This window comes from Desulfolithobacter sp. (assembly GCF_054025815.1).
Map to the genome: position 1 here is coordinate 1 of NZ_JBPMMS010000046.1, position 22855 is coordinate 22855.

The following is a 22855-nucleotide window of genomic DNA, read 5'->3' on the forward strand; positions in this document are numbered from 1 at the left end:
GGGAGGTATAGGGCTGGAGGACTTGAGACGCTTGGCTATGCGCTCCAACCTGTTGTTCTTGAGACAGTAGCCATTTATCCCCTCGAGAGTAACAGGAAATGGCGTTATGTTCTCAAAGGCATCAAGTTCAGCGCCATGCAGCCAGTCCCGGAAACCGGCAATCTTCTCACCGGCAAATGCCCCGTACTGGATACGGATAGGGATGGGAACGGAACTGTCTGCCACCTGGATGTTAAGGGTCCCTGCCACTCCCTCAGCAGCTATCTGGGCCAGAATGGCCTCAACCTCATCCTGGGAGAGTGAAAGGGTCATACGCAGAGGCTGCCTGAGATGGGCCGGCAGGGTGACGCTTATCCTTTCAGGCCCTATGGCAAAACCTGCACTCAGGGGAGCCATATCCACAGAGGCCCCCAGTCCCTTGATGGATTTGATCTCAAGCCTGTCTTGGGGTTTCAGACTGAAGGACTCCCTGAGTATTGCCTTGAGCAGGGCTGTATCACCGGTGTGATAGGGGGCTGCCAACTCTGCCACAAGGGTAACTGATGGTTTTCCAGGCTCAGCCTGCTGGTTGTACTGGACGGATAAATGATATCCTCCCCTGTCATAAACCAGAAGGAACTCCCTTGGGATATAATAGAACACATTACCTGCAGCCCTGTCCTGGAAGATCATGTGACTGTCCCATCCGGCAGCAGCAGAGATATCCTGCAGCAGTTCTGCAGATTCAATAACATCTGCGAGATCAATGGCTGCAGCAGGATCAGGCCCTTCAGGTTCTGCAGGTTTTACAGGAATAACAGGTCTTGGCAGTTTATGGACGGGAAAAGGCCTTACCTTCAGGGGTTTTAGCAGAAATTTTCTGTTTTCCGGCAGTTTCAACGTCTGGACCTGACGCAGTTTATACACAGGTTTGACATTATCCTGGGCAGATGCAGGCAGGAAAAAGGGCAGAAAAAAGAGAGAATAGCCTGACAGAAAGAGAATCAGGGAAAACAGTTTCAGCAGCTTCATAAATAAGCCCTCCCCTGTTGAACTATGTATGAGAGGCCCACCTGCAAAGTAATAACAGGAGACAGTAGGGCCATGATCTCTGTAGTTAGCGGCCTATAACGCCAGGGAGTTGCAGCACAGGTTTTTCCTGCTTCTCTTCTATCTGCCTGGGTGGCTGCTGTACGACTCCCGGTTTCACTGCCGGATTCACAGGCTTCAAGATGGTGCCAGGCAGAACAGGCCTTAGGGCCGGTTTTTTGCCTCCGGGAATCGCTGTTCCAGGGCCAGAACCTGAGCCCGTCTCCTGGACCTGCCCCTCTTCCAGTTCAACAGCCTCCTCCTGGACAGGATGCTCAGGCTCGATAATCTCTATTTCGGAACTGGTCGTCCAGGTCTTGGGAAAATCAAACACCAGGTGCCCGAATGGACGGTCCGGATTGCTTTCCCGCACCAGAAAGAGCTGAATCTGGTCTGAAAAAACGGTCTGTGCACTGTCGCTGAAACCGGACTCATTCCAATCCGACGCATTGCCCCATTCGTTCTGGGTGTGCAGGGGTCGGCTGATGGTGAGCCGGACAAGACCACGGCGCCCTGTAACCGGAGCAACAGAGCTGACAAAACCATCCAAAGGGACCCCGCCCCGAAAAACCTTGGCCTGCACAGAAACCCCATCCGCCCGTTTAACGTTTTCATAGGCCACTTCCAGGATGATGGAATTGCCGCGCCGCTCCACCAGCCTGACCTGACCTATTTTTCCCTTGTAGTTACCAAGCCATTCGTCAAAAGACTCCTGAACCATCTCCCTGGCGACACCGCCAAAAATATTGAAAATATCGGACAGAACACCGTTTTGCTGTCCCGAATCCCCCTGGGCGGCAAAAACAGCTTGCCCCTGGGGCAGAACCGGTACGGTCACGCTGAAAAACAAAACAACAAGAGTCAAACAAAACGGCTTCATTTTGAACCTCCACTCTTTCCACGGGCTGTGAAGCAGCCGGATGCACAGTACACTTCTGTTTTTCAACAGTCTTGCAATCTCCGGCTACATGACCACTGATGATTTCAATCTGCAGTGGCTAGTATCAACCATTGCATAAAACAGAAAAAAAACCAGCATTAGTTCAATAAAAACCCTGAGCAGTTTATGATGTCAAGATAATTATGACGACTCGCCATACCTGCCTTATATTTCGCAACAATATCAATCTGTAAAAGAAAAATCATCCCCACCTGCAGGCCAGTTCTGCCGGTTTATCGCAAATTGCCACAGCTCTCTCCTTTTCTTCCAGGCAAACGCTCTCCGTACGGACCATCTTTAAAGTATGATGGACTCTTTATCACTCCCCTCCAACATCCAGACAAAAATGTCACTCCTGTTCACAGTTGTCCTCTTATTCACAAAACTGATCCTGCAACCTGTGAAGAACACGGTAAACCAAGCTCTGCAAACCACAGGAAACATACTGATTTAACAGTAAAAAAATAAAACATCCAATCAGGCACGCCCCTTGCCATATCAAGGGCACACCACAGACAAGTACACATCCGGAACACCCGGCAGACCATCCATTTTTACAAGGAGGCAATATTATGAGAAAGGTAGCAATTTACGGAAAAGGCGGTATCGGCAAGTCCACCACCACCCAGAACACAGTTGCAGGACTGGTTGAAATGGGACGCAAGGTCATGGTGGTTGGCTGCGACCCCAAGGCAGACTCCACCCGACTGCTTCTTGGTGGCCTGGCCCAGAAATCGGTCCTTGATACCCTGCGCGAAGAAGGCGAAGACGTTGAACTCGAGGACATCCGCAAAGCAGGGTACGGTGGCACCTGGTGTGTCGAATCAGGAGGACCGGAGCCGGGTGTGGGCTGTGCCGGACGCGGTATCATCACCTCGATCAATATGCTGGAATCCCTTGGCGCCTACGAGGAAAGCGAAGAACTTGACTACGCCTTCTACGATGTTCTCGGCGACGTGGTCTGCGGCGGATTTGCCATGCCCATCCGCGATGGAAAGGCCGAGGAAATCTACATCGTCTGTTCCGGCGAAATGATGGCCATGTACGCGGCAAACAACATCAGCAAGGGTATCGTCAAGTTTGCCCAGTCCGGTGACGTCCGGCTCGGTGGCCTGATCTGCAATTCACGTAAGGTGGATAATGAAAAGGAGATGATCGAAAAATTCGCCGAGAAACTGGGGACCCAGATGATTTACTTCGTCCCCAGGGACAACGATGTGCAGCGGGCGGAGATCAACAGGCAGACCGTCATCCAGTGGAATCCCGACGTCCCCCAGGCCAAAGAGTATCGTGGCCTTGCCAAAGCCATCGACGAAAACGACCAGTTTGTCGTCCCCACCCCCCTGGAAATCGAGGAGCTTGAGAAACTCCTGATGGACTTTGGCCTGATGGCATAGAGAACTTCTGCCGACCTGACCAGGCCCGGCTGCCTGGTTCACCCACAACTCAACCTGGAGATACACCATGATAATGATCAGAGCAATTGTCCGGCCGGAAAAGGCCGATGAAGTCCTCGCCGCCCTTATGGACGCTGGGTATCCGGCCGTAACCAAATACGCTGTTGCCGGGCGCGGCAAGCAGCGCGGCATCAAGATCGGAGACGTGACCTACGACGAAATTCCAAAAACCATGCTGATGAGCGTGGTCAACGGGGAAGACAGGGATTTCGTCATCCAGACCATCATGGATACAGCACGCACCAGCCCCGCCGGTGCCTTTGGTGACGGCAAGATCTTTATCAGCGAAGTCGAGGAAGTCTATACCATCAGCAGCGGAAAAAAGGAGCCCGAATCTCCTGCCGGGGAAGAGGTGGCGTCATGAAAGAGATCATTGCTGTCGTACGGATCAACATGATGAACCAGACCAAGCAGGCCCTGTCCGACGCAGGAATTGACGCCTTCTTTGCCCACGAGGCCCAGGGACGCGGTAAAGGGTTTGTCAACCCGCAGGTCCTCAAAGGTGCGGAGGAAGGGTACGAAGAAGCTGCCGCCCTGTTGGGCGAAAAAGGCAAACTCTACCCCAAACGAATAATCACCGCAGTGGTTCCTGATGCCAGGGTCCCCGAGGTGGTCAAGACTATCATCGCAACCAATCAGACAGGCAAGCCAGGTGACGGGAAAATTTTTGTCCTTCCGGTCAAGGATTCTGTCCGGGTGCGGACAGCAGAAACCGGCGAGAAAGCCATTGTCTGACAAGGAGAAGATCTATGGGAAGTGTAACCGAGAAAAAACCAGTGCAATGGGACCCCGCTGACATCAAGGAGGAACTGCTCAAGAAGTATCCGCCCAAGGTCGCCCGCAAACGTGCCAAGCAGATATTGATCAACGAGGCGCAGGAAAATGAAACTCCGGAAATCCTGGCGAATGTAAGGACCATCCCGGGTATCATCACCATGCGCGGCTGCACCTATGCCGGATGCAAGGGAGTTATCCTGGGCCCCACCCGCGACATCGTCAACCTGGTTCACGGCCCGATCGGCTGCAGCTTTTACGCATGGCTGACCAGGCGCAACCAGACAGATGCCGGAGAGAATGGAGAGCAGTACATGAACTACACCTTCTCCACCGACATGCAGGATTCGGATATCATTTTCGGTGGCGAGAAAAAGCTGGAACAGGCGATCCAGGAAGCTTACGACACCTTTCACCCCAAGGCGATAGGGGTTTTTGCCACCTGTCCGGTGGGGCTCATCGGTGATGACATCCACACCGTGGCCAGGAAGATGAAGGACAAATTCGGTGACTGCAACGTGTTCGCCTTCTCCTGCGAGGGATACAAGGGTGTTTCCCAGTCTGCCGGACATCATATAGCCAACAACCAGATATTCAGACATATCGTCGGCACGGAGGACGAGCCCAGGGAAGGAAAATACAAAATCAACCTGCTGGGTGAATACAATATCGGTGGCGACGGTTTCGAGATCGATCGAATCTTGACCAAGTGTGGAATCACCAACCTGGCGACCTTTTCCGGCAATTCCACCTATGACCAGTTTGCCTCCTGCCATCAGGCCGACCTGAGTTGTGTCATGTGCCACCGCTCTATCAACTATGTGGCCGACATGCTTGAGACCAGGTTCGGTATTCCCTGGATCAAGGTAAACTTTATCGGAGCCGAGGCCACGGCCAAGAGCCTGCGCAAAATTGCCGCCTACTTCGGCGACCAGGAGCTTATTGACCGGGTGGAAGAAGTCATTGCCGAGGAAATGCCGGCAGTGAAGGCGGCCCGCGAAGAAGTTCTGCCCCGGACCAGAGGCAAAAGCGCCATGCTCTTTGTAGGCGGTTCCAGGGCGCATCATTACCAGGAGCTGTTCAGGGAGATGGGCATGAAAACCATCTCGGCCGGCTACGAATTCGCCCACCGGGATGACTACGAGGGCCGTCACGTCCTGCCCAACCTCAAGGTGGATGCGGACAGCCGGAACATCGAAGAAATCGAGGTGGAACCGGATGAGAGACGCTACCGGCCACGGAAAACCACTGACGAGCTCAGGGAACTGGAAAAGACAGGTCTCAAGTTCAAGTCCTACGAAGGGCTGCTGCCGGATATGGAAGAGGGAACACTGATCATCGATGACCTGAACCAGTACGAGGCGGAGAAACTGGTGGAACTGATGAAGCCAGATATCTTCTGCGCCGGCATCAAGGAGAAGTTCTCCATCCAGAAGCTGGGCATCCCCATGAAACAGCTCCATAGCTATGACTCCGGCGGTCCCTATGCCGGTTTCAAAGGCGCCATCAACTTCTACAACGAGATCGACCGGCTGGTCAACAGCCGGGTGTGGAGCTACATGAAGGCTCCATGGCAGGAGAATCCCCAGCTCTCCGGTGCCTACGTCTGGGAATAACCATTCACCCTGCTTTTCAAAGAGGTTAGACAAATGCTACTGAGACATACACCAAAAGAAATAACCGAGCGCAAGGCCCTGACCATCAATCCGGCCAAGACCTGCCAGCCCATCGGTGCCATGTACGCGGCTCTGGGGATACACGGCTGCCTGCCCCACAGCCACGGCTCCCAGGGCTGCTGCGCCTATCACCGCAGCACCCTGACCCGGCACTACAAGGAACCCGTATCCGCAGCCACAAGCTCCTTCACAGAAGGTGCCTCGGTATTCGGTGGCCAGGCCAACCTGATGCAGGCGTTCAACAACATCTTCACTGTTTACGAACCCGACGTTATTGCCGTCCATACCACCTGCCTGTCCGAAACTATTGGCGATGACCTGAAACAGATACGGAAAAAAGCGCTCAAAGAGGGAAAGATTCCGGAGAACAAGTATGTTCTCTGCGCCTCTACCCCAAGTTACGTCGGTTCCCATGTCACTGGTTTTTCCAATATGGTCAAGGCCATGACCGAACTGGCCGAGTCAACCGGCAGGAAAAACGGCAAGGTCAACATCATTCCCGGGTGGGTGGAACCAGCGGACATGGAGGAGATCAAACGGATGGCCGACCTGCTCGGAATCGATACCATTCTGTTTCCCGATACTTCCGGAGTATTGAACTCTCCCCTGACGGGAAAGTACAACATGTTTCCCCAGGGTGGCACCACCATCGAGGAGCTGAAAGCCACCGGCGATGCCGTCGGCACCCTTGCCCTTGGCGAATGGTGTTCAGGCGATGCGGCCCGGGAACTGGACAAGCAGTGCAAGGTACCCTGCACGGTCATCGACATGCCCTTTGGCCTCAAGGCCACCGACCGGTTCATCGATACCCTGCGCACCATCGCCGGAGTTTCGGTTCCAGAGATCCTGGCCCGAGAACGCGGCCAGTTACTGGATCTTATTTCCGACATGCACCAGTACCTCTATCACAAGAAAGTTGCCATTGCCGGAGACCCCGACCAGGTCATCGCCATGACCGAGTTCCTGGTCTCCATCGACATGCTGCCGGTACACATTGTCACCGGTACACCGGGCAAGAAGTTCGAAAAACGGATCCGGGAAATCACCGGGGAACTGCCCTGCGAAGTAAATGTCAGGGCCAGGGGTGATCTTTTCCTGCTCCACCAGTGGATGAAGAACGAGCCGGTGGACCTGCTCATCTCCAACACCTACGGCAAGTATATAGCCCGGGATGAGGACGTGCCCCTGATCCGCTGGGGTTTCCCCATCCTTGACCGCCAGGGCCACCAGTACTTCCCCACCGTAGGCTACAAGGGAGGTATCCGACTTCTGGAAAAAATCCTCGGGGCCCTTCTGGACCGTAAGGACCGTGACGATCCCGAAACCAGCTTTGAACTCGTTCTCTGAAACGGCAGATCGAGCACGCGGGTCTTCCGGCCAGACAACCGGATGGCCCGTGGACACACCTGGCCCGCTCTTAACCTGGTTTATTCGAGGTACCAGCCATGACCACTCTTCCCTTTCCCGCACCCATGACCCAGAAGCGCCGGCTGACTCTGCCTGTGGCGGTCCGGGCCAACAGCAGGATCCGGTTCGCACCAATGGCCATGGTTTCCAGAGCCATGCTGCCGCAGGAAGCCCTGAACCGGCTTGAGTCCAGGCTCAACGAGGGGATGGATATACACCGGGTCATCCTCGATGGGCCAGGTGATCCCCTGGCCGAAATCGAACCGACCCTGACGACCCTCGATCTTTTGCAACGCCTCTACCCGGACAAGGAATCTTCCCTGACGACGCTCGGACTGGGGGCTGCCCGGCATGCCGGGACCCTGGCCGCCAAAGGCGTCAAAGAGGTGACCCTGCTGGTGGACGCCGTAACCACGGAAACCGCCGAAAAACTCTACGCCTGGATCCGCCCGGACAGACGGACCATCCCCCTGTCCCGGTCCACGGCCCTGCTGGTCGCCGAACAACGCGAAGCCGTGAAAGCGCTGGTCAGGTATGGAATCAACGTCTGTATCCAGACCACGGTCTATCCGGGTATCAATGATGACCATGTTGAAGACATCGCCCGCCAAATGAGTGAACTCGGTGCCGACGCCATGACCCTGGTTCCTTTTTTTCCGTCCGCGGAGGATCAGGAAGGTCCCGGACCCACAAACCAGGCCCGGATGAACCAGATCATGGAGCAGTGCGCAAAATTCCTGGATGTGACAATCCAGAAGGATCGAAAACCGACAGACACATTGTCGGACAATACAGATTCCCACTCTTCCGCCTTTACCCCAATCCTGCCCGGGCCGAGCAGGAAAAGGCCCAACGTGGCAGTGGTCAGTGACAGCGGCATGGAGATTGATATCCATCTTGGCCAGGCGGACCGTATCCTCATCTACGGTCCCAGGAAAGACGGTCTCACCTGCCTTCTTGAAGCCCGGTCGGTCCCGGCCACGAAAAAAGGCGGCTCGCGCTGGGAAACCCTGGCCAGAACCTGCCTCTATGACTGCTTTGCCCTCCTGGCCGCCGATGCCGGTGAAAGACCGAGAAAAATACTGGGCAGCCTGGGAATCAGAGTTCTGACCACGCAAGACAACATCGAAGGCACGGTGGACGTGCTGTACGGTGCCGGGCGGAAAAAAATAAAAAGCCAAGAATAGCCAGAGAAAGGAGGAGAGCAATGGCAATACCTGAGCGGCAGATCATCCTGTGCCAGAGTTTCCGGGTGGACGGAGACAAAAAAGGACTCTGTCACAAGCAGACCGATGGATTTTTACAGTACATTGAAGAGGAAATCCTGGATCGGGGGCTGGACTGCCTGGTCACCGCCACCACCTGCCTCAAACAATGTGAAAAAGGACCAATCATGGTCATCCAGCCGGAAAACTGGTGGTTTAAGGGCGTGGACAGCGAGGACGCCATCGATACCATCCTTGATGGCCTGGAAGACGGTGAACCGGCGAAAGAATATCTCATCTAAGTTGAGCGTTTCATCCATCCGGAGTCTCCTGCTGGCCGCTTACCTGCAAGTGTTACAGATGTGAAACCTCAATTCAGGTCTTACTTCATTGTGAACCGATCGTCATGAGCCGCCCGGAAGAATATATCGTCCGCCCGGCCCGGCGGGCTGACCTCCAGGCCCTGACCAGCCTGCTGGAAATTCTCTTTTCCATAGAAGAGGATTTCTTCTTTGACGAAACGCTGCAGCGCCAGGGGCTTGACCTGCTTTTCGACAACCACCGGGCCATTGTCCTGGTGGCCGAACAGCAAGGGCTGGTGGTCGGCATGTGCACAGGCCAGTTACTCATTTCCACTGCCACCGGCAGGGTGAAGGTGATGGTTGAGGACGTGGTCGTCCTTCCCGGACACCAGGGTTGCGGAGTGGGCAGCCGTTTACTTGGAAAACTCGTCGACTGGGCCACTTCCCGGGGTGCGTCCCACCTGCAGCTGCTCGCGGATCGAAACAACCATCCTGCGCTTGGCTTTTACAGCCGTCTTGGCTGGCAGCCAACCAGTTTAATCTGCTTCCACAAGGAGATTTGACATGACCTGTACAGGTGATGACGTACTACCTGTGAACTCCATCAGGAGACAACCCATTGATGACTGGGAAATCTTTCTGAAAGAAGGCCTGCAGTACCTGGCCACCGCCCGCGGAGGCCATGCCAGGCGGCCCGGTGTCTTCACGCCGGAGATACTCTATAATCTTGTGACAATGGCCATTGAAAAATTCGTCATGGCGGCCCTCATGTTTCATGGCACTCTGCCCTTTAACCACACCATGCATGACCTGGTGGAAGCCCTGGAGCAGACGTTTCCCGGTGCCACCGATCCCATGCGGGAACAATTGCTGGCTCTGGACAGGCACCAGGAGATATGTGATCTTGATACCTGGCACATCACCCCGCCCTCCGGGCAAGAGATCACAGAGATGATCGTCCTGGCCGAACAGGTCAGGGAAATGGTTTCAGGAAAACTGCTCAGTCAGATCGACAAAAACAAAATATGCCGGCCCTGCTGCTGAAAAAGACCAAACAGGATCAGAAACAGAAAACAAGAAACAGACACCATAACAGGGAGCTGAACATGGCAAAGAAGAACGTTGAGGCATTACTCATCGCCGGGGGCGAAGACAAGCACCTGCGGGCAAGATATGATGTCCTGGCGACCAGGGAAGAATTTGTTGCCCAGGCGGTGGTGGACGGCTACGACTTTACGGTGGAGGAACTGAACGAGGTTCTGCGGGAGTCTGGAGACGACTTTGTCCGCAACGGCAATCCGCCCAAACGCCAGATCTGGTGGACCTGAAAATCAGCCATGGTTGAAAAAAACGGGATTTCCTGGCCACTGATCTCATACTTTTCTCCGGAACATCAGCTGGCGCCCGAAAAAAAATCCCTCTGCCTCTTTCCGGGACAGAGGGATTTTTTCGGGTGCCATTGAACCAGACGCACACTGCAACCTGATCGAACTGATCACCCCCTGCTGCCTGCCCCGCCTTTCATCCGCACAAATAGATAGATTTTACCTATACCCAAAAAAGGAATCATAGATATTATCTCTTTGACTTACCCTGTATAATCAAATAGTTTCACCTCCGAGAAAGCAAACAATCCCTTATCAGTGTTATTCCAACGGAGGCCTGCATGAAAAAATTACTTCTCCTGCTCACCATGTCCATCCTCTTTCTCCCCGGCCTGTCATCAGCCAAGACGGCATCCGGGACTATTGTCATGGAGTTCAACCTGTCCCGCCATCCTCTTGATCAGGAAGTCAGGCTCTGGATTCCCTATCCGGTCTCGGACCAGAACCAGTTGATCTCGAACATCAAGGTGGAGGGTGATTTTTCCGAATCCGCGGTCTATACAGATCAAAAATTCAAGACTCCCATACTTTATGCCCGCTGGAAACCGGGCGAGGAAGACCGGCATCTCACCCTCTCCTTCCACGCGGTACGCAAGGAAGTGGTGAAACGGGACTTTCCAGCCCGTGAGCCGTGCTGGGACAGAAGCGAGTTCCAGCAGTGGCTCCAGCCCACCAGCCTGGGGCCCATTACCGGTTCGGTCAAGGAGCTGGCCGACAAAATAACCCGGAGCAAGACCACGATCCTGGCCAAGGCCAAGGCGATCTATGACTGGACCTGTGAAAACATGTACCGGGATCCCAAAACCAGGGGATGTGGTAAGGGTGACGTCTGCAGCCTGCTCCAAAAACCTGGAGGCAAATGCACCGACATCCACTCGGTCTTTGTCGCCCTGGCCCGGGCTGCCGGGGTGCCGGCCCGTGAGATTCTGGGGATCCGCATGGGCAAAAAACCGCTGCAGGACATCACCACCTGGCAGCACTGCTGGGCCGAGTTCTATCTGCCGGGCTACGGCTGGGTTCCGGTGGATCCGGCTGATGTCCGCAAGATGATGCTCAAGGAAAACCTGTCGCTGGATGACCCTAAGACCGCTTGGTATCGCAAGTATTTCTGGGGCGCATGGGATCCGTACCGGGTCCAGCTTGCCGTGGGCCGGGACCTCATTCTCAATCCGCGCCAGCAGTCGGGTCCGCTCAATACCTTTGGCTATCCGTACGCCGAAGTGAACGGAACTCCGATAGACTGGCTCGATCCGGGCTCCTTTGCCTACAAGTTCACCTATCTCCAGGACTAAATGATGCCAGGCCGGGGTTTCCGCTCCGGCCTGGACAGCAACCCTGCTTTCCGCCAGCTCCACGAGGAAAAACAAGATGTCAGAACGGAGAAAATTCCTGGCTCATGGCACTGCTTTGCTTCTGGGTGCGGCCGGACTCAAGCCGGCCCTGGCAGGACAGAACCGGGACCGGAAGCCGTCGGCACGCTGGGGTATGATCATCGACCTCAACCGCTGTACCGGCTGCCAGTCCTGTGTCATTGCCTGCAAAAACCGGAACCACACCGCCAGAAACCAGTTCAACACCCGGATACTGATCCGGGAAGAGATCTTTACCCGGAGCCGCGGCCTGCTCTTTACCCCCATCCAGTGCAACCAGTGTGATGATCCCCCCTGCATGGCCGCCTGCGATCGCCAGGCCACCTTCCAGCTCGACAATGGTGTGGTGGTCACCGACTGGGCCAGGTGCAACGGGTGCGGCGAATGTATCAAGGCCTGTCCCTACGGGGCCCGGTTCCCGGACCCGGATCATGGCAACAAAGTGGACAAGTGTGATTTCTGCCTGGACCGTCTTGAGGACGGAGGTGTTCCGTCCTGCGTGGAAGCCTGCAGCTCCGGGGCCCGGCTGTTTGGTGATCTCTTGAGACCGGCTGGAGAATTCGCCCGCTGTCTCAGGGATCCGCAACTCACGCTCCGGGATTCCGACCGGACCGACGGAGCGGCGGTACGCTACATCCCCCATCGCCAGACAAGCAGGAGGACCCCGTGAGCAGTAAACGAAACATGCAAAAACAAAAAACTTCCTTCTCCCGCCGGGAGTTGCTTGCCGGTTCGGCAGCCGCGGCCGCCACTCTCATGGTTCCGCCCGAAGCCGGGGCCGGGAAACAGGAAAAGAAATCCTGGCTCAATCCACGTACCCTCCAGCATGGAAAGACTGACGACTCCAGGACCATCTTTTCGGTCTGCCTGAGCTGCAATAGCCGCTGCGGCATCCGGGCAACAGTACAAAACGGCGTACTCATGGAGATAGCCGGCAATCCGTTTCATCCGTACAACCACATGGGAGAACCGGTACCCTACTCCACCCCGGTTGACCAGGTCCTGGACAAGCCAAGCCCTGTCTGCGGCAAGGCCCACGACTGCGCGGGCTCGGTCTATGATCCGTACCGGATCGTCCGACCGCTCAAACGGGCCGGACGCCGGGGCGAGGGCAAGTTCGAGCCCATCGAATGGGAGCAAATGATCCGGGAAATCAGTGAAGGCGGTCAGCTGTTTGGCCATCTTGGCGAGGACCGCCATGTACCCGGCCTGGCCGAACTCGACAACGACGAGCCCATCGATCCCCAGGCCCCGGAACTGGGACCGGTACGCAACGGTTTTGTCTTCATGACCGGCCGCCTGCAGACCGGCCGCAAGGCCCTCATCAACCGCTTTGTCAAAGACGCCATGGGGTCGATCAACCGGGTCGGCCACACCGATATCTGCGGGATCGGCTTTCGGATGGGCAACTTTGCCCTGAGCGAAAAAAAACAGTGGGAACTCAAGGCCAATCCCTGGGAGGCCGAATACATCCTGGTGTTCGGGGCCAACATCTACGAGGCGCTCCAGCCCGGGATCAACACCTATGGCGCGGCCATCGCCAGACGGCATGCCGAAGGCAAGGTCCGGTTTGTGATCGTCGATCCCCGGGCCCAGAACGCATCTGTCCACGCCGACGACTGGCTGCCGGTCATGCCGGGGCAGGACGGGGCCCTGGCCATGGGGATGATCCGCTGGATGATCGACAACAACGCCTATAACCGCACATATCTCCAGGCCCCATGCCCGGCGGCTGCGGAAAAGATGAACCATAGCTGTTACACCAACGCCACCCACCTGGTCATCGTTGAACCTGGCCATTCGCGCGACCAGACCTTTCTTCGCCAGGGTGATCTGGCTCCATCCGGAGACAGGGACGCGGATGACCGCTATCTGGTCCTGAATCCGGAAAACGGCGCGGTGGTGCCCTTTGACAGCATTGAAACAGCCATGCTCGACCAGGAGAGGATCGTCAACCTGGCCGGAGGGGAACGGGTCCGGGTCAAGACCGCCTTTCGCCTTATGCGGGAAGCAGTCCAGGCCAACACCCTGGAGGAATATGGCTCTTTTTGCGGCATTCCGGCAAAAAAAATCGCCCAAACCGCCCGCGACTTCGCCGCCCATGGGGAAAAAGCAGCGGTATGCCAGTACCACGGGGCCGGCAACTACCTCTGTGGCACCTACGCAGCCTATGCCATCGCTCTGTTGAATGTCATGACCGGTTCCGTCGAAATGCGAGCAGGCTACCTCAGCTCCGGCGGCAAGGTCACGGCCTGGAACAAGGGTATTTATGACCTGAAAAACTTTCCCGGGCGCCGCAAATCTCGCGGAACAATGCTCTCGCGGGAAAAAGCCGTCTACGAAAACAGTTCCGAGTATCGGCGTAAAAAGGCCGACACCGGTAGCGGCTACCCGGCCAGGCGCCCCTGGTTCGCCTTTACCCGTGGCGGCCTCAGCGTCGAAACCATGAACGGTATCGATGCCGGCTATCCCTATCGGTGCCAGGTGCTCTTCCACTACTTTTACAACCCGGTCTATTCCACTCCCGGAGGATCGAGATACAAAGAGACCCTCTCCGATCCGGACCGGGTGCCGCTCTATGTCTCCATAGACACGACCATCAACGAATCCAATATTTTTGCCGATTACATTATCCCGGACGTGACCTGGGCTGAAGGGCATTACGGCTGGATCCACCCCCATGCGCCGGCCTGCCGGTTCACGGCCCTGCGCACCCCGTTCATCGAACCGCTCACCGGCAAAACCGAGGACGGCAAACCCTTCTGCCTGGAAACCTTTCTCATCGACCTGGCCAACAACCTGGGCCTGCCGGGCTTTGGTGCCGAAGCCATCGCTGACCGGGAGGGCAACCTCCATCCCCTGTTCCGAGGCGAGGACTTTTACCTCAGGGGCTTTGCCAACATTGCTGCCAATGGTGGGCTGCCGGCTGCCACGCCCGAAGAACAGCGGTTCGTGGAAGCCAACTATCCCGTGGCCCGCTACCGGCACATCCTGCCGGACCAGCAATGGAAAATCCTTTGCCATGCCCTGGCCCGCGGCGGCATCTTTCCCAGGTACCAGGACCAGTTTGACGGACAGAGATTCAAACATGGTCTGAAAAGGGTGGTGTTTTTCAATGAAGAAATGGCCGCGGCCAGAAACGCTCTCACCGGCAAGCGTTACCCTGGCACAGTCCACTACTGGCCACCAACCGACTCGACCGGAGACGTGGTGGCGGACAAAGACCGCGACTATCCCTTCCTGGTAGTCACTCACAAGATGAACGTCCATACCCAGTCTCGAACCATCAACCACCAAGCGGCCCTTGAAATCTTCCCTGAAAACCATATCGTCATGCACGCCGACGATGCCCGCAGCCTGGGAATACAGGATGGAGACAGGATTCGGCTGGTTTCCAGAAGCACGCCCGGGGGTATCACCGGACAGGTGCAGACCTCAAGACTCATCCGCCCCGGCTGCCTGGCCATTTCCTTCCATTACGGCCACACCTGCCATGGCGCGGGCCGGGTGGAGGTCAGGGACGGCCAATCTGTCTTCCTGGGCGGTTCCAGGGTGGTTTCCGGCAATTCCCTTATTCCTGATCCCAGCCGGGGCAGGGGTATCAACCCCAACGAGATAGCCCGGCTGGACGACCACCTGGGCAGCCTGCCCATGGTCGATGTCCAGGCCGGGATCCCGGACTTCAGCTCCACCCGCGTCCGCGTCCTGCCAATCTGAAACCAGGGCCCGGCCCATTGTCGGCCGGACCCTGGCTCCCCCTTGCCTACAGTTTTGTAGCACCCTTTCCTTTTTGTCCTCTTCCTGACATGTTGGCCTCATCCACCTGGTCGCCGCTAAAGACATATTAAAAGATAACCACCTGAAACAAAAAGAAAAATACAAAAAGAACACATGGCACATCTCTTGCCTTTCTCCTGGCAGCATCTATCCGGAAATACGTATCAGGAGAAAGAGCATGGTGGCAATAGCACTGAAAGAGCGGGCTGACCAGATCCACATCAAGGGGGAAACCCCGTTTTCCATTGTCTGCAACAAGGACAGCCTGGCCGGGGCCGTGAGCCAGCGGGCCTGCACCTTCTGCGGCTCGCGGGTGGTCCTCTATCCCATTGCCGATGCCCTCCACCTGGTGCACGGCCCCATCGGCTGCGCGGTCTACACCTGGGATATCCGCGGTGCCCTGTCCTCGGGACCGGAGCTGCACCGGCTTTCCTTTTCCACCGACCTCCAGGAACGAGACGTCATCTTCGGGGGCGAAAAAAAACTCGCCGCTGCCCTGCGCGAACTCATCGCCCGCCACAACCCCAGGGCCGCCTTTGTCTACTCCACCTGTATCGTCGGCATTATCGGCGACGACCTGGAAGCGGTCTGCCGCGAGATGGAGAAGGAAACCGGGATCCCGGTCATCCCGGTCAAATCAGAGGGTTTCAAGGGAAACAAGCGGGCCGGCTACCAGGCCGCCTGCGACGCCATGTTCCGGCTCATCGGCACCGGAGAGACCGGGTCTGTCTCCCGCTTTTCCATAAATATCCTCGGCGATTTCAACCTGGCCGGCGAGATATGGATGATCCGCAACTATTATGAACGTATGGGCCTCGAGGTGGTGGCCAACATCACCGGCGACGGACGGGTGGATGATATCCGCCGGGCCCATGGCGCCGCTCTCAACGTAGTCCAGTGTTCCGGGTCCACCATGGCCCTGGCCAACATGATGGAAGAAAAATACGGCGTCCCGTCCCTGCGTGTCTCCTACTTCGGCATCGAGGACATGTCTGAAGCCCTCTACGACATCGCCCGATTTTTCCTGAAAAAATTTCCAGAAGACCCGGAGGCCAGAGACATCATGGCCCGAACCAGAGAACTGGTCCGTCAGGAGGTGAGCGACCTGGTCCCGAAACTGGAAAAATACCGCCGGGCCCTGGCCGGGAAAAAGGCCGCCATATACGTGGGCGGCTCTTTTAAAGCCTTTTCTCTGGTCAAGGCCTTTCGCCTGGTGGACATGCAGGTGGTCCTGGTTGGTTCCCAGACCGGCACCACGGAAGATTATGAAGAACTGGCCGCTATCACCGATCCGGGCACGGTCATTGTCGATGACTCCAATCCCCTGGAGCTGACCTCCTTTCTCAAGGAAAAGGGCGTCGACATCTTTGTCGGCGGGGTCAAGGAGCGGCCCATTGCCTACAAGCTGGGGATAGGGTTCTGCGACCACAACCATGAACGAAAGGAAGCCCTGGCGGGATTTGAGGGTATGCTCAACTTTGCCAGGGAAGTCTACAACTCGGTCATGAGCCCGGTATGGCGCTTTGTCCCCGGTAATGATTGAAACCTTACAGGTACCCACCATGAGCAAAAATCCACCGCCCAACTACATCTCAACCACCAATGCCTGCAAGCTGTGCAAGCCCCTTGGGGCCTGCCTGGTCTTCAAGGGTATCGAAGGCACGGTGCCTTACCTGCACGGCTGCCAGGGCTGCGCCACCTACATGCGGCGCTATATCATCAGCCATTACAACGAGCCCATCGACATCGCCTCGTCGTCGCTTTCCGAAAAGCACGCGGTCTATGGCGGCGGCCCCAACCTGAAACAGGGTCTGACCAATGTGGCGGAAAAATACCGGCCGGCCATGATCGGTATCGCCACCACCTGCCTCACCGAGACCATCGGCGACGATGTGCCCATGTATCTTCGCGAGTACCTGCTCGACACCGCCGGTTCCGAAGGCCTGCCCCGATTTGTCCACGTTTCCACCCCCAGCTACTCGGGGACCCACATGGAGGGATTTCACGCGGCGGTGAAATCAGTGGTCGAACAGATGGCCGAAACAGGACCGAAGACCGAAACCATCAACCTCATGCCGGGCTTTGTCTCCTCGGCTGATTACCGGCTCCTCCAGGAGATCCTGAACGATTTCGGCCTTGACTGGACCATGCTCCCGGATCTCTCCACCACCATCGATGGCCCCATCTTCAAAGAATACGTCAAAGTTCCGACCGGGGGCACCCCGCTTGACCGCATCGAGGCCATGGGAAGGAGCCGGCTCTCCATCGAATTTGGCCACACCCTGGCCGACTCCAACTCGGGGGCCCGGATCCTGGAGAAGAAGTTCCAGGTTCCATGCCACCGGCTGGGGTTGCCCATAGGTATTGAAGAGACCGACCGTTTTCTGGCCCTGCTTGCCCAGATCAGCGGCAGGACGGTGCCGGAAAAATACGTCGCCCAGCGGGGCCGGCTGGTGGATGCCTACGTGGATGGGCATAAATACATCTTTGGCAAACGGGCTATTGTCTATGGCGAAGAGGATCTGGTTGTGGGCCTGACCGTCTTTCTGGCGGAAATCGGCATCCAGCCGGTACTCTGCGCCAGTGGCGGCTCGTCGGGAAAACTGGCCCGGACCATCGGGGAGCTTACCGGTGATCTTCTCCTCACGCAGCCACGGGTTTTTGAAAACATGGATTTCTTCGACATCGGCGAAATGGCAAAATCGCTTGAACCGGATCTCATCATCGGTCACTCCAAGGGATATCCTCTTGCCAGAAAGCTGGCCATCCCCCTGATTCGGGTGGGCTTTCCCATCCACGACCGGATCGGCGGTCAGCGGATTCTCCATCTCGGCTACCAGGGGACGCAGCAGCTCTTCGACACTGTGACCAATGCAGTGATCGGCACCAGGCAGGATGGATCTGATGTCGGCTACGCCTATATGTAGTTGTCAGCCACCGGACCTGGCCGCCACATGACAGAACACAAAACTCTGAATTCATATAAAGGAGCACACCATGACACCACCACTCGATTTCAACCGGCACCCCTGTTTCAACGCCAAGGTCAAGGGGCAGTACGGCCGGGTCCACCTGCCAGTGGCACCCAAATGCAATATCCAGTGCAACTACTGCAACCGCAAGTATGACTGCGTCAACGAATCGCGTCCCGGTGTGACCTCCACAGTTCTTTCCCCGGAACAGGCGCTCTATTACATGGGCAAGGTACTGGAAAAGGAACCGCGGATCTCGGTGGCCGGCATTGCCGGACCCGGCGACCCGTTTGCCAATACCGAAGAAACCCTGGAGACCATGCGCCTCATACGCAAAGAATACCCCGAAACCATCCTCTGCCTGGCCTCAAACGGCATGAACCTGACCCCATACGTGCCCGAACTCGCCGAAATCGGGATCTCACATGTGACCGTGACGGTCAATGCGGTGGATCCGGAAGTGAGCAAAAATATCTACTCATGGGTTCGGGACGGCCGGGTGCTCTACCGGGGACGCCAGGGTGCGGAGCTGCTCCTGGCCAGGCAGATGCAAGCAATCAAAGAACTGAAGAAACACTCCATCACGGTGAAGATCAACACCATTGCCATCCCTGGCATCAATGACCATCACATCATCAAGGTAGCGCGAGCCATGCGCGATCTCGGCGCTGACCTGTTCAACTGTATGGCCATGTTCCCCAATGTCGATACGGTATTTGAAAACATCCCGGAACCCTCCAGGATCTACATGACCGGAATCCGCAACGAGGCGGAAAAATATCTTCCACAGATGCGCCACTGCACCCGCTGCCGGGCCGATGCGGTGGGCCTGCTCGACGACGACCGCACCGAGGAGATGCGGGGCTGTCTTTCGGCCTGCGCCAGGCTGCCCAGCCACTCGGTGGCCAAGCGGCCCTATGTGGCGGTGGCGACCCTGGAAGGCGTGCTTGTCAACCAGCATCTCGGCGAGGCCACCCGTTTCCAGATCTGGGGCGAGGACGGCCGGGGAGGCTACAAACTCATCGAGGAACGGTCGGCACCCGCGGCCGGGGGCGGCTCCCAGCGCTGGTTCAACATCAGCCGCATCCTGGGCGACTGCCGGGCCATCCTGGTCAACGATCTTGGCGAGAGTCCCAGGGAAACCCTGAAAAAGAAACAGATCAAGCCCATCGTCATGTCGGGCTTCATCGAAAAGGGGCTTAAGGCCGTCTATACCGGTAAAGGACTGACCAGCCTCCAGGGTAGAAGACGGAAATGCTCTTCCAATGGCGCCTGCACGGGCTCAGGAACCGGCTGCGGCTGAGGCCGGCCGCGTTCACGACAGGGATTGCAGCAGACAGCCCTCAGGCAACCCTGAGAGATGGCACCAGACAGAACTACGAAGAGCACCGGCAACGTGGCGTCAATTCATGTTGCCGGTGCTCTTCGTGTTTCAAGGAACAGACGACGGAAAAGACCCGGAGGGCATGGCGCTGCCGCGCCAAAATGGAAGCACGGAAATTGGGCGGATGGCAACGGAGATAAAGAAAGAAAAAAAGAAAGGCCGGACGGCCGAGAGTGAGGCCGCCCGACCCGAGGAGGCGGGGATCAGTAATATTCCGGCCGTTTGAGGTTGTATTTCTTGATCCGGTAGCCGATCTGTCGCTGGGTCAGGCCCAACTCGCGGGCTGCACGGGCCTGGACCCAGCCATTGCGTCTCAGGGCCGCCTCCACCTGGTCACGTTCCAGCTCCCGAAGCGACTTGCGGACCGGCTCCGCATCAGCAGACAGGGCAGAGCCGGCCAGCACATGTTGAGCAACTGCGGGCCTCCGGTTGACAACCGGTGTTTCCCTGGTCAGCAGATACTCGGGCAGGTCCTCCACCCGCAGGACATCGCCCGTGGAAAGAATCACCAGCCTCTCAATCAGGTTCTGCAGCTCCCGGACATTTCCGGGCCAGTCATATTCGGAGAGAAAGTCAAGGAACTCCCGGCTCATACGGAGATTCTTGCCGTTTCTTTTGTTGCTGCTGCGGAGAAAATGATCAAGCAACAGGGGAATATCATCGCGTCGCTCCCGCAGCGGCGGCAGATTAAGCGGCACCACGTGCAGACGGTAGTAAAGATCGCCCCTGAAGGTCCCGGCGGCCACGGCTTTTTCCAGGCTGACATTGGTGGCCGCAATAATCCGTACATCCACACTCAGGGTCCGGGTGGAGCCCAGCCGCTCAAACTGCTGCTCCTGGAGAACACGGAGCAACTTGGCCTGGAGGGACAGGGGCATCTCGCCGATCTCGTCAAGAAAAAGCGTTCCGCCGTCAGCGAGCTCAAACCGACCCAGACGAACAGCACCGGCTCCGGTAAAGGCCCCTTTCTCATGGCCAAAAAGTTCGCTTTCCAGAAGATTCTCCGGCAGGGCTGCACAGTTCATCTTGACAAGGGGCCTGTTCTTTCGGTCACTGGCCTCATGAATGGCCCTGGCTACCAGCTCCTTGCCGGTACCGGACTCGCCCAGCAGCAGCACAGTGGCCCTGGACGGGGCAATCCGTTCGATGCTCCAGAAAATTTCCTGAATCGCCTTGGACTGGCCGATGATGTAATGCCGGTTGTAGCGCCCATGGAGTTCGGCCTTCAGGCTTTTGTTTTCCAGGACCAACTTTTCCCGATCCTTGCGGATGGCCTGGTGCAGATGAAGGAACTGGGCGATGATGGTGGAAAGAACGGTGAGAAAACGAACATCCTCCTCCAGGTTGACCTCGGCGGCGAACAGCCGGTCCACACTGAGAACGCCGACAACATCGTCACCCAACACTACGGGAACACAGATAAAGGCGAGGGTGGACTTGGAAACCCTGCTCCGGGCTCCGGTCCGATTGAGAAAGAGAGGCTCGCTGTGAATATCAGGAACGATGCAGGGGGTACCGCTCTGGAAGACCTGGCCGTAAATCCCTTCGTCCAGGGCGTAGGTACCACGCATTTCCTCTTCCACGGACAACCCGCAGGAGGCGCGGATCACCAGCCTTGAACGGTCGTTGTCAAGAATGGCCAGGGTCGCCCGCTCCATCTGCAAGGTGTCGTGGAGAACCCTGAACACCTCGGCCAGGGTCGAGTCCAGATGCACGGCCGAACCAATGAGCTGAACAATTCTGTAAAGGGCCCGAACTTCCAGGGTTTCGGTGGTAGTGGGGACGGTTCGTTCTTTCCAGGCGACTGAACTTCCTGCTTCTCTTGTAAACGAATCATGCATTGCTGATACCTGCGTGTGGTAGTTGTCGTTATCCTGAAATATGCAATATTTATTCCATGTATAACGACCGGTTATCCACCACGGTCAGCATCCGGCGGCATCCCGCGACCAGTGGCCATCCACGCCTCCTGCTCCAGGGCTGAAATCTTGGCCAGGCGCCATTCCGGCTCCGACAGATTGTTACATTTTTGCAACAAATAAAGACGATAGGGTCTGCTGCGTGACAAAACTGAAGCATTGGGAACGAAAAAAGCATCGCCGGTGGCGAAAAAAAACAGTCAACACCGGGCATGGGGAAAAACAGAGCCGAACACCCTGGCCTGAAATGAAAAATTACGAATTCCCAGACAGAAACAGCAGAGAAATGGCGATGGTTCCGGTGAAAATGGTTGCCTTTTTCCCAGGATTCGGTAAGTTCTGCGAGCTGTAATCAGCCCATCCAGCCTCAACGGTTCAATCCAGGGAGCACCATGTCCTCTGAAAAAAAATATACCCTTCAGACTCTGCTCATCTCGGTTTTCGTTGCCCTTTTTGCCGGTTTTCTCAGCGGGGTTATCTACTCTGTCTTCAATGCCCCACCCCCAGGCCATAATCATCCGCCCACCAGCCAGAATGCCGGAAATCCAGATGCAGCCCGGGCCATCGCTTCACTGGAACAGGAGACAAAAAACAACCCGGACAACGTAGCCGCCTGGGTCCAGCTCGGCCACGCCTATTTTGACACAAACCAGCCGGCCAAGGCCATCCGGGCCTACAACAGGGCCCTGGAGCTGCAGCCTGGAGACACAAATGTTCTCACGGACCTGGCCGTCATGTACCGGCGCAACAAACAGCCGGAAAAAGCGATCGCCACCCTGGACCAGGCCCTGAAAATCAACCCCCGCCACGAACAGGCCCTGTTCAACAAAGGGGTCATCCTGATCAATGACTTTCAGGACGTGGAAGGAGCACTGGCGGCCTGGGAGGAGCTGGTGCGGATCAATCCCATGGCCAAGGGCCCGTCCGGCGCCCTGGTGTCTGACATCATTAAGCAAGTCAGGGCCCAGGTGGCGGCACAGCAGGAAAAAGAGAAAAAATAACCGTATATCTGAACCCTCCTGGCCGCAAGCGTGACGGACTTTTCATGGATTCCATCAAACAAGACAGACGATCAGAAGAACCAGGCAGCGCTCACAGGCAAAACCGACTCGGCCTGCGTGGAAAAATCCTGCTCGGACTGGCCATCCTCATGGCCATCGAGGGCCTGGCCGTCTTTTTCTATTTCCTGCTGACCGGAGCCTGAAGCCGGCCCCCCTGC

Annotated in this window: 22 protein-coding genes; 19 read left to right on the plus strand and 3 right to left on the minus strand. The window is 56.7% G+C overall.

Features of this window, described 5'->3' with window-relative positions:
- Together ACXJJY_RS12650 and ACXJJY_RS12655 are read right to left on the minus strand one after the other, a co-directional pair.
- Positions 1-1011: hypothetical protein (locus ACXJJY_RS12650; protein ID WP_456388564.1), on the minus strand; the 1011-nt coding region annotated here is incomplete at its 3' end.
- A gap of 85 nt (positions 1012-1096) precedes the next feature.
- Complete coding sequence (locus ACXJJY_RS12655) at positions 1097-1948, minus strand: hypothetical protein (protein WP_456388566.1); 852 nt, start codon at positions 1946-1948, stop codon at positions 1097-1099.
- A 632-nt stretch (positions 1949-2580) separates the two neighbouring features.
- Here ACXJJY_RS12655 and nifH point away from each other — a divergent pair.
- From nifH to ACXJJY_RS12740, 17 genes are all read left to right on the plus strand, one after another.
- A complete protein-coding gene (gene nifH, locus ACXJJY_RS12660) occupies positions 2581-3405 on the plus strand; it encodes a nitrogenase iron protein (protein WP_456388568.1) in 825 nt (274 codons plus the stop codon).
- Positions 3406-3472: 67 nt separating this feature from the next.
- Positions 3473-3829 carry a P-II family nitrogen regulator gene (locus ACXJJY_RS12665; RefSeq protein ID WP_456388570.1) on the plus strand — a complete coding sequence of 119 codons (357 nt, stop codon included), beginning with the start codon at positions 3473-3475 and terminating at the stop codon, positions 3827-3829.
- The gene (locus ACXJJY_RS12670; protein ID WP_456388572.1) at positions 3826-4200 is read left to right on the plus strand and encodes a P-II family nitrogen regulator; all 375 of its coding nucleotides are present in this window, start codon (positions 3826-3828) and stop codon (positions 4198-4200) included. Before ACXJJY_RS12665 ends, ACXJJY_RS12670 begins: the two co-directional genes overlap by 4 nt.
- A 14-nt stretch (positions 4201-4214) precedes the next feature.
- Entirely contained in the window at positions 4215-5855 is a 1641-nt protein-coding gene (nifD, locus tag ACXJJY_RS12675) for a nitrogenase molybdenum-iron protein alpha chain (protein WP_456388573.1), read from the plus strand.
- A gap of 33 nt (positions 5856-5888) precedes the next feature.
- A complete protein-coding gene (gene nifK, locus ACXJJY_RS12680; protein ID WP_456388575.1) occupies positions 5889-7262 on the plus strand; it encodes a nitrogenase molybdenum-iron protein subunit beta in 1374 nt (457 codons plus the stop codon).
- 98 nt (positions 7263-7360) lie between these two features.
- Complete coding sequence (locus tag ACXJJY_RS12685; protein ID WP_456388577.1) at positions 7361-8509, plus strand: dinitrogenase iron-molybdenum cofactor biosynthesis protein; 1149 nt, start codon at positions 7361-7363, stop codon at positions 8507-8509.
- A 20-nt stretch (positions 8510-8529) separates the two neighbouring features.
- Positions 8530-8829: a (2Fe-2S) ferredoxin domain-containing protein gene (locus ACXJJY_RS12690; protein WP_456388579.1), complete on the plus strand. Its 300-nt coding sequence runs from the start codon at positions 8530-8532 to the stop codon at positions 8827-8829.
- Positions 8830-8933: 104 nt separating this feature from the next.
- Entirely contained in the window at positions 8934-9392 is a 459-nt protein-coding gene (locus tag ACXJJY_RS12695) for a GNAT family N-acetyltransferase (RefSeq protein ID WP_456388581.1), read from the plus strand.
- Position 9393: 1 nt separating this feature from the next.
- Positions 9394-9873, plus strand: coding sequence for a hypothetical protein (locus ACXJJY_RS12700; RefSeq protein ID WP_456388583.1), 480 nt, complete (start codon positions 9394-9396; stop codon positions 9871-9873).
- A gap of 62 nt (positions 9874-9935) precedes the next feature.
- Positions 9936-10157 (plus strand): Nif11-like leader peptide family natural product precursor, encoded by a 222-nt coding sequence (locus ACXJJY_RS12705; RefSeq protein ID WP_456388585.1) that lies wholly within the window; start codon positions 9936-9938, stop codon positions 10155-10157.
- A 338-nt stretch (positions 10158-10495) separates the two neighbouring features.
- On the plus strand, positions 10496-11506 hold the full coding sequence (locus tag ACXJJY_RS12710; protein WP_456388587.1) for a transglutaminase-like domain-containing protein: 1011 nt from the start codon (positions 10496-10498) through the stop codon (positions 11504-11506).
- A 76-nt stretch (positions 11507-11582) separates the two neighbouring features.
- Positions 11583-12254 carry a 4Fe-4S dicluster domain-containing protein gene (locus ACXJJY_RS12715; protein WP_456388589.1) on the plus strand — a complete coding sequence of 224 codons (672 nt, stop codon included), beginning with the start codon at positions 11583-11585 and terminating at the stop codon, positions 12252-12254.
- The gene (locus tag ACXJJY_RS12720; protein ID WP_456388591.1) at positions 12251-15301 is read left to right on the plus strand and encodes a molybdopterin-dependent oxidoreductase; all 3051 of its coding nucleotides are present in this window, start codon (positions 12251-12253) and stop codon (positions 15299-15301) included. Before ACXJJY_RS12715 ends, ACXJJY_RS12720 begins: the two co-directional genes overlap by 4 nt.
- Positions 15302-15539: 238 nt before the next feature.
- Positions 15540-16904 carry a nitrogenase iron-molybdenum cofactor biosynthesis protein NifE gene (gene nifE / locus ACXJJY_RS12725; protein ID WP_456388593.1) on the plus strand — a complete coding sequence of 455 codons (1365 nt, stop codon included), beginning with the start codon at positions 15540-15542 and terminating at the stop codon, positions 16902-16904.
- Positions 16905-16923: 19 nt separating this feature from the next.
- Positions 16924-18288 (plus strand): nitrogenase component 1, encoded by a 1365-nt coding sequence (locus ACXJJY_RS12730; protein WP_456388595.1) that lies wholly within the window; start codon positions 16924-16926, stop codon positions 18286-18288.
- A 70-nt stretch (positions 18289-18358) separates the two neighbouring features.
- Entirely contained in the window at positions 18359-19636 is a 1278-nt protein-coding gene (locus tag ACXJJY_RS12735) for a radical SAM protein (protein ID WP_456388597.1), read from the plus strand.
- A gap of 106 nt (positions 19637-19742) precedes the next feature.
- On the plus strand, positions 19743-19943 hold the full coding sequence (locus ACXJJY_RS12740; protein ID WP_456388599.1) for a hypothetical protein: 201 nt from the start codon (positions 19743-19745) through the stop codon (positions 19941-19943).
- On the opposite strand, the gene nifA is transcribed toward ACXJJY_RS12740, so the two are convergent.
- Positions 19921-21558 carry a nif-specific transcriptional activator NifA gene (nifA, locus tag ACXJJY_RS12745; RefSeq protein WP_456388601.1) on the minus strand — a complete coding sequence of 546 codons (1638 nt, stop codon included), beginning with the start codon at positions 21556-21558 and terminating at the stop codon, positions 19921-19923. The genes ACXJJY_RS12740 and nifA overlap by 23 nt on opposite strands.
- 470 nt (positions 21559-22028) lie before the next feature.
- Here nifA and ACXJJY_RS12750 point away from each other — a divergent pair, with 470 nt between their 5' ends.
- Both ACXJJY_RS12750 and ACXJJY_RS12755 read left to right on the plus strand, forming a co-directional pair.
- Positions 22029-22637: a tetratricopeptide repeat protein gene (locus ACXJJY_RS12750; RefSeq protein ID WP_456388603.1), complete on the plus strand. Its 609-nt coding sequence runs from the start codon at positions 22029-22031 to the stop codon at positions 22635-22637.
- Between the two features lie 44 nt (positions 22638-22681).
- Positions 22682-22840: a hypothetical protein gene (locus ACXJJY_RS12755; RefSeq protein WP_456388605.1), complete on the plus strand. Its 159-nt coding sequence runs from the start codon at positions 22682-22684 to the stop codon at positions 22838-22840.
- Positions 22841-22855: the final 15 nt, after the last annotated feature.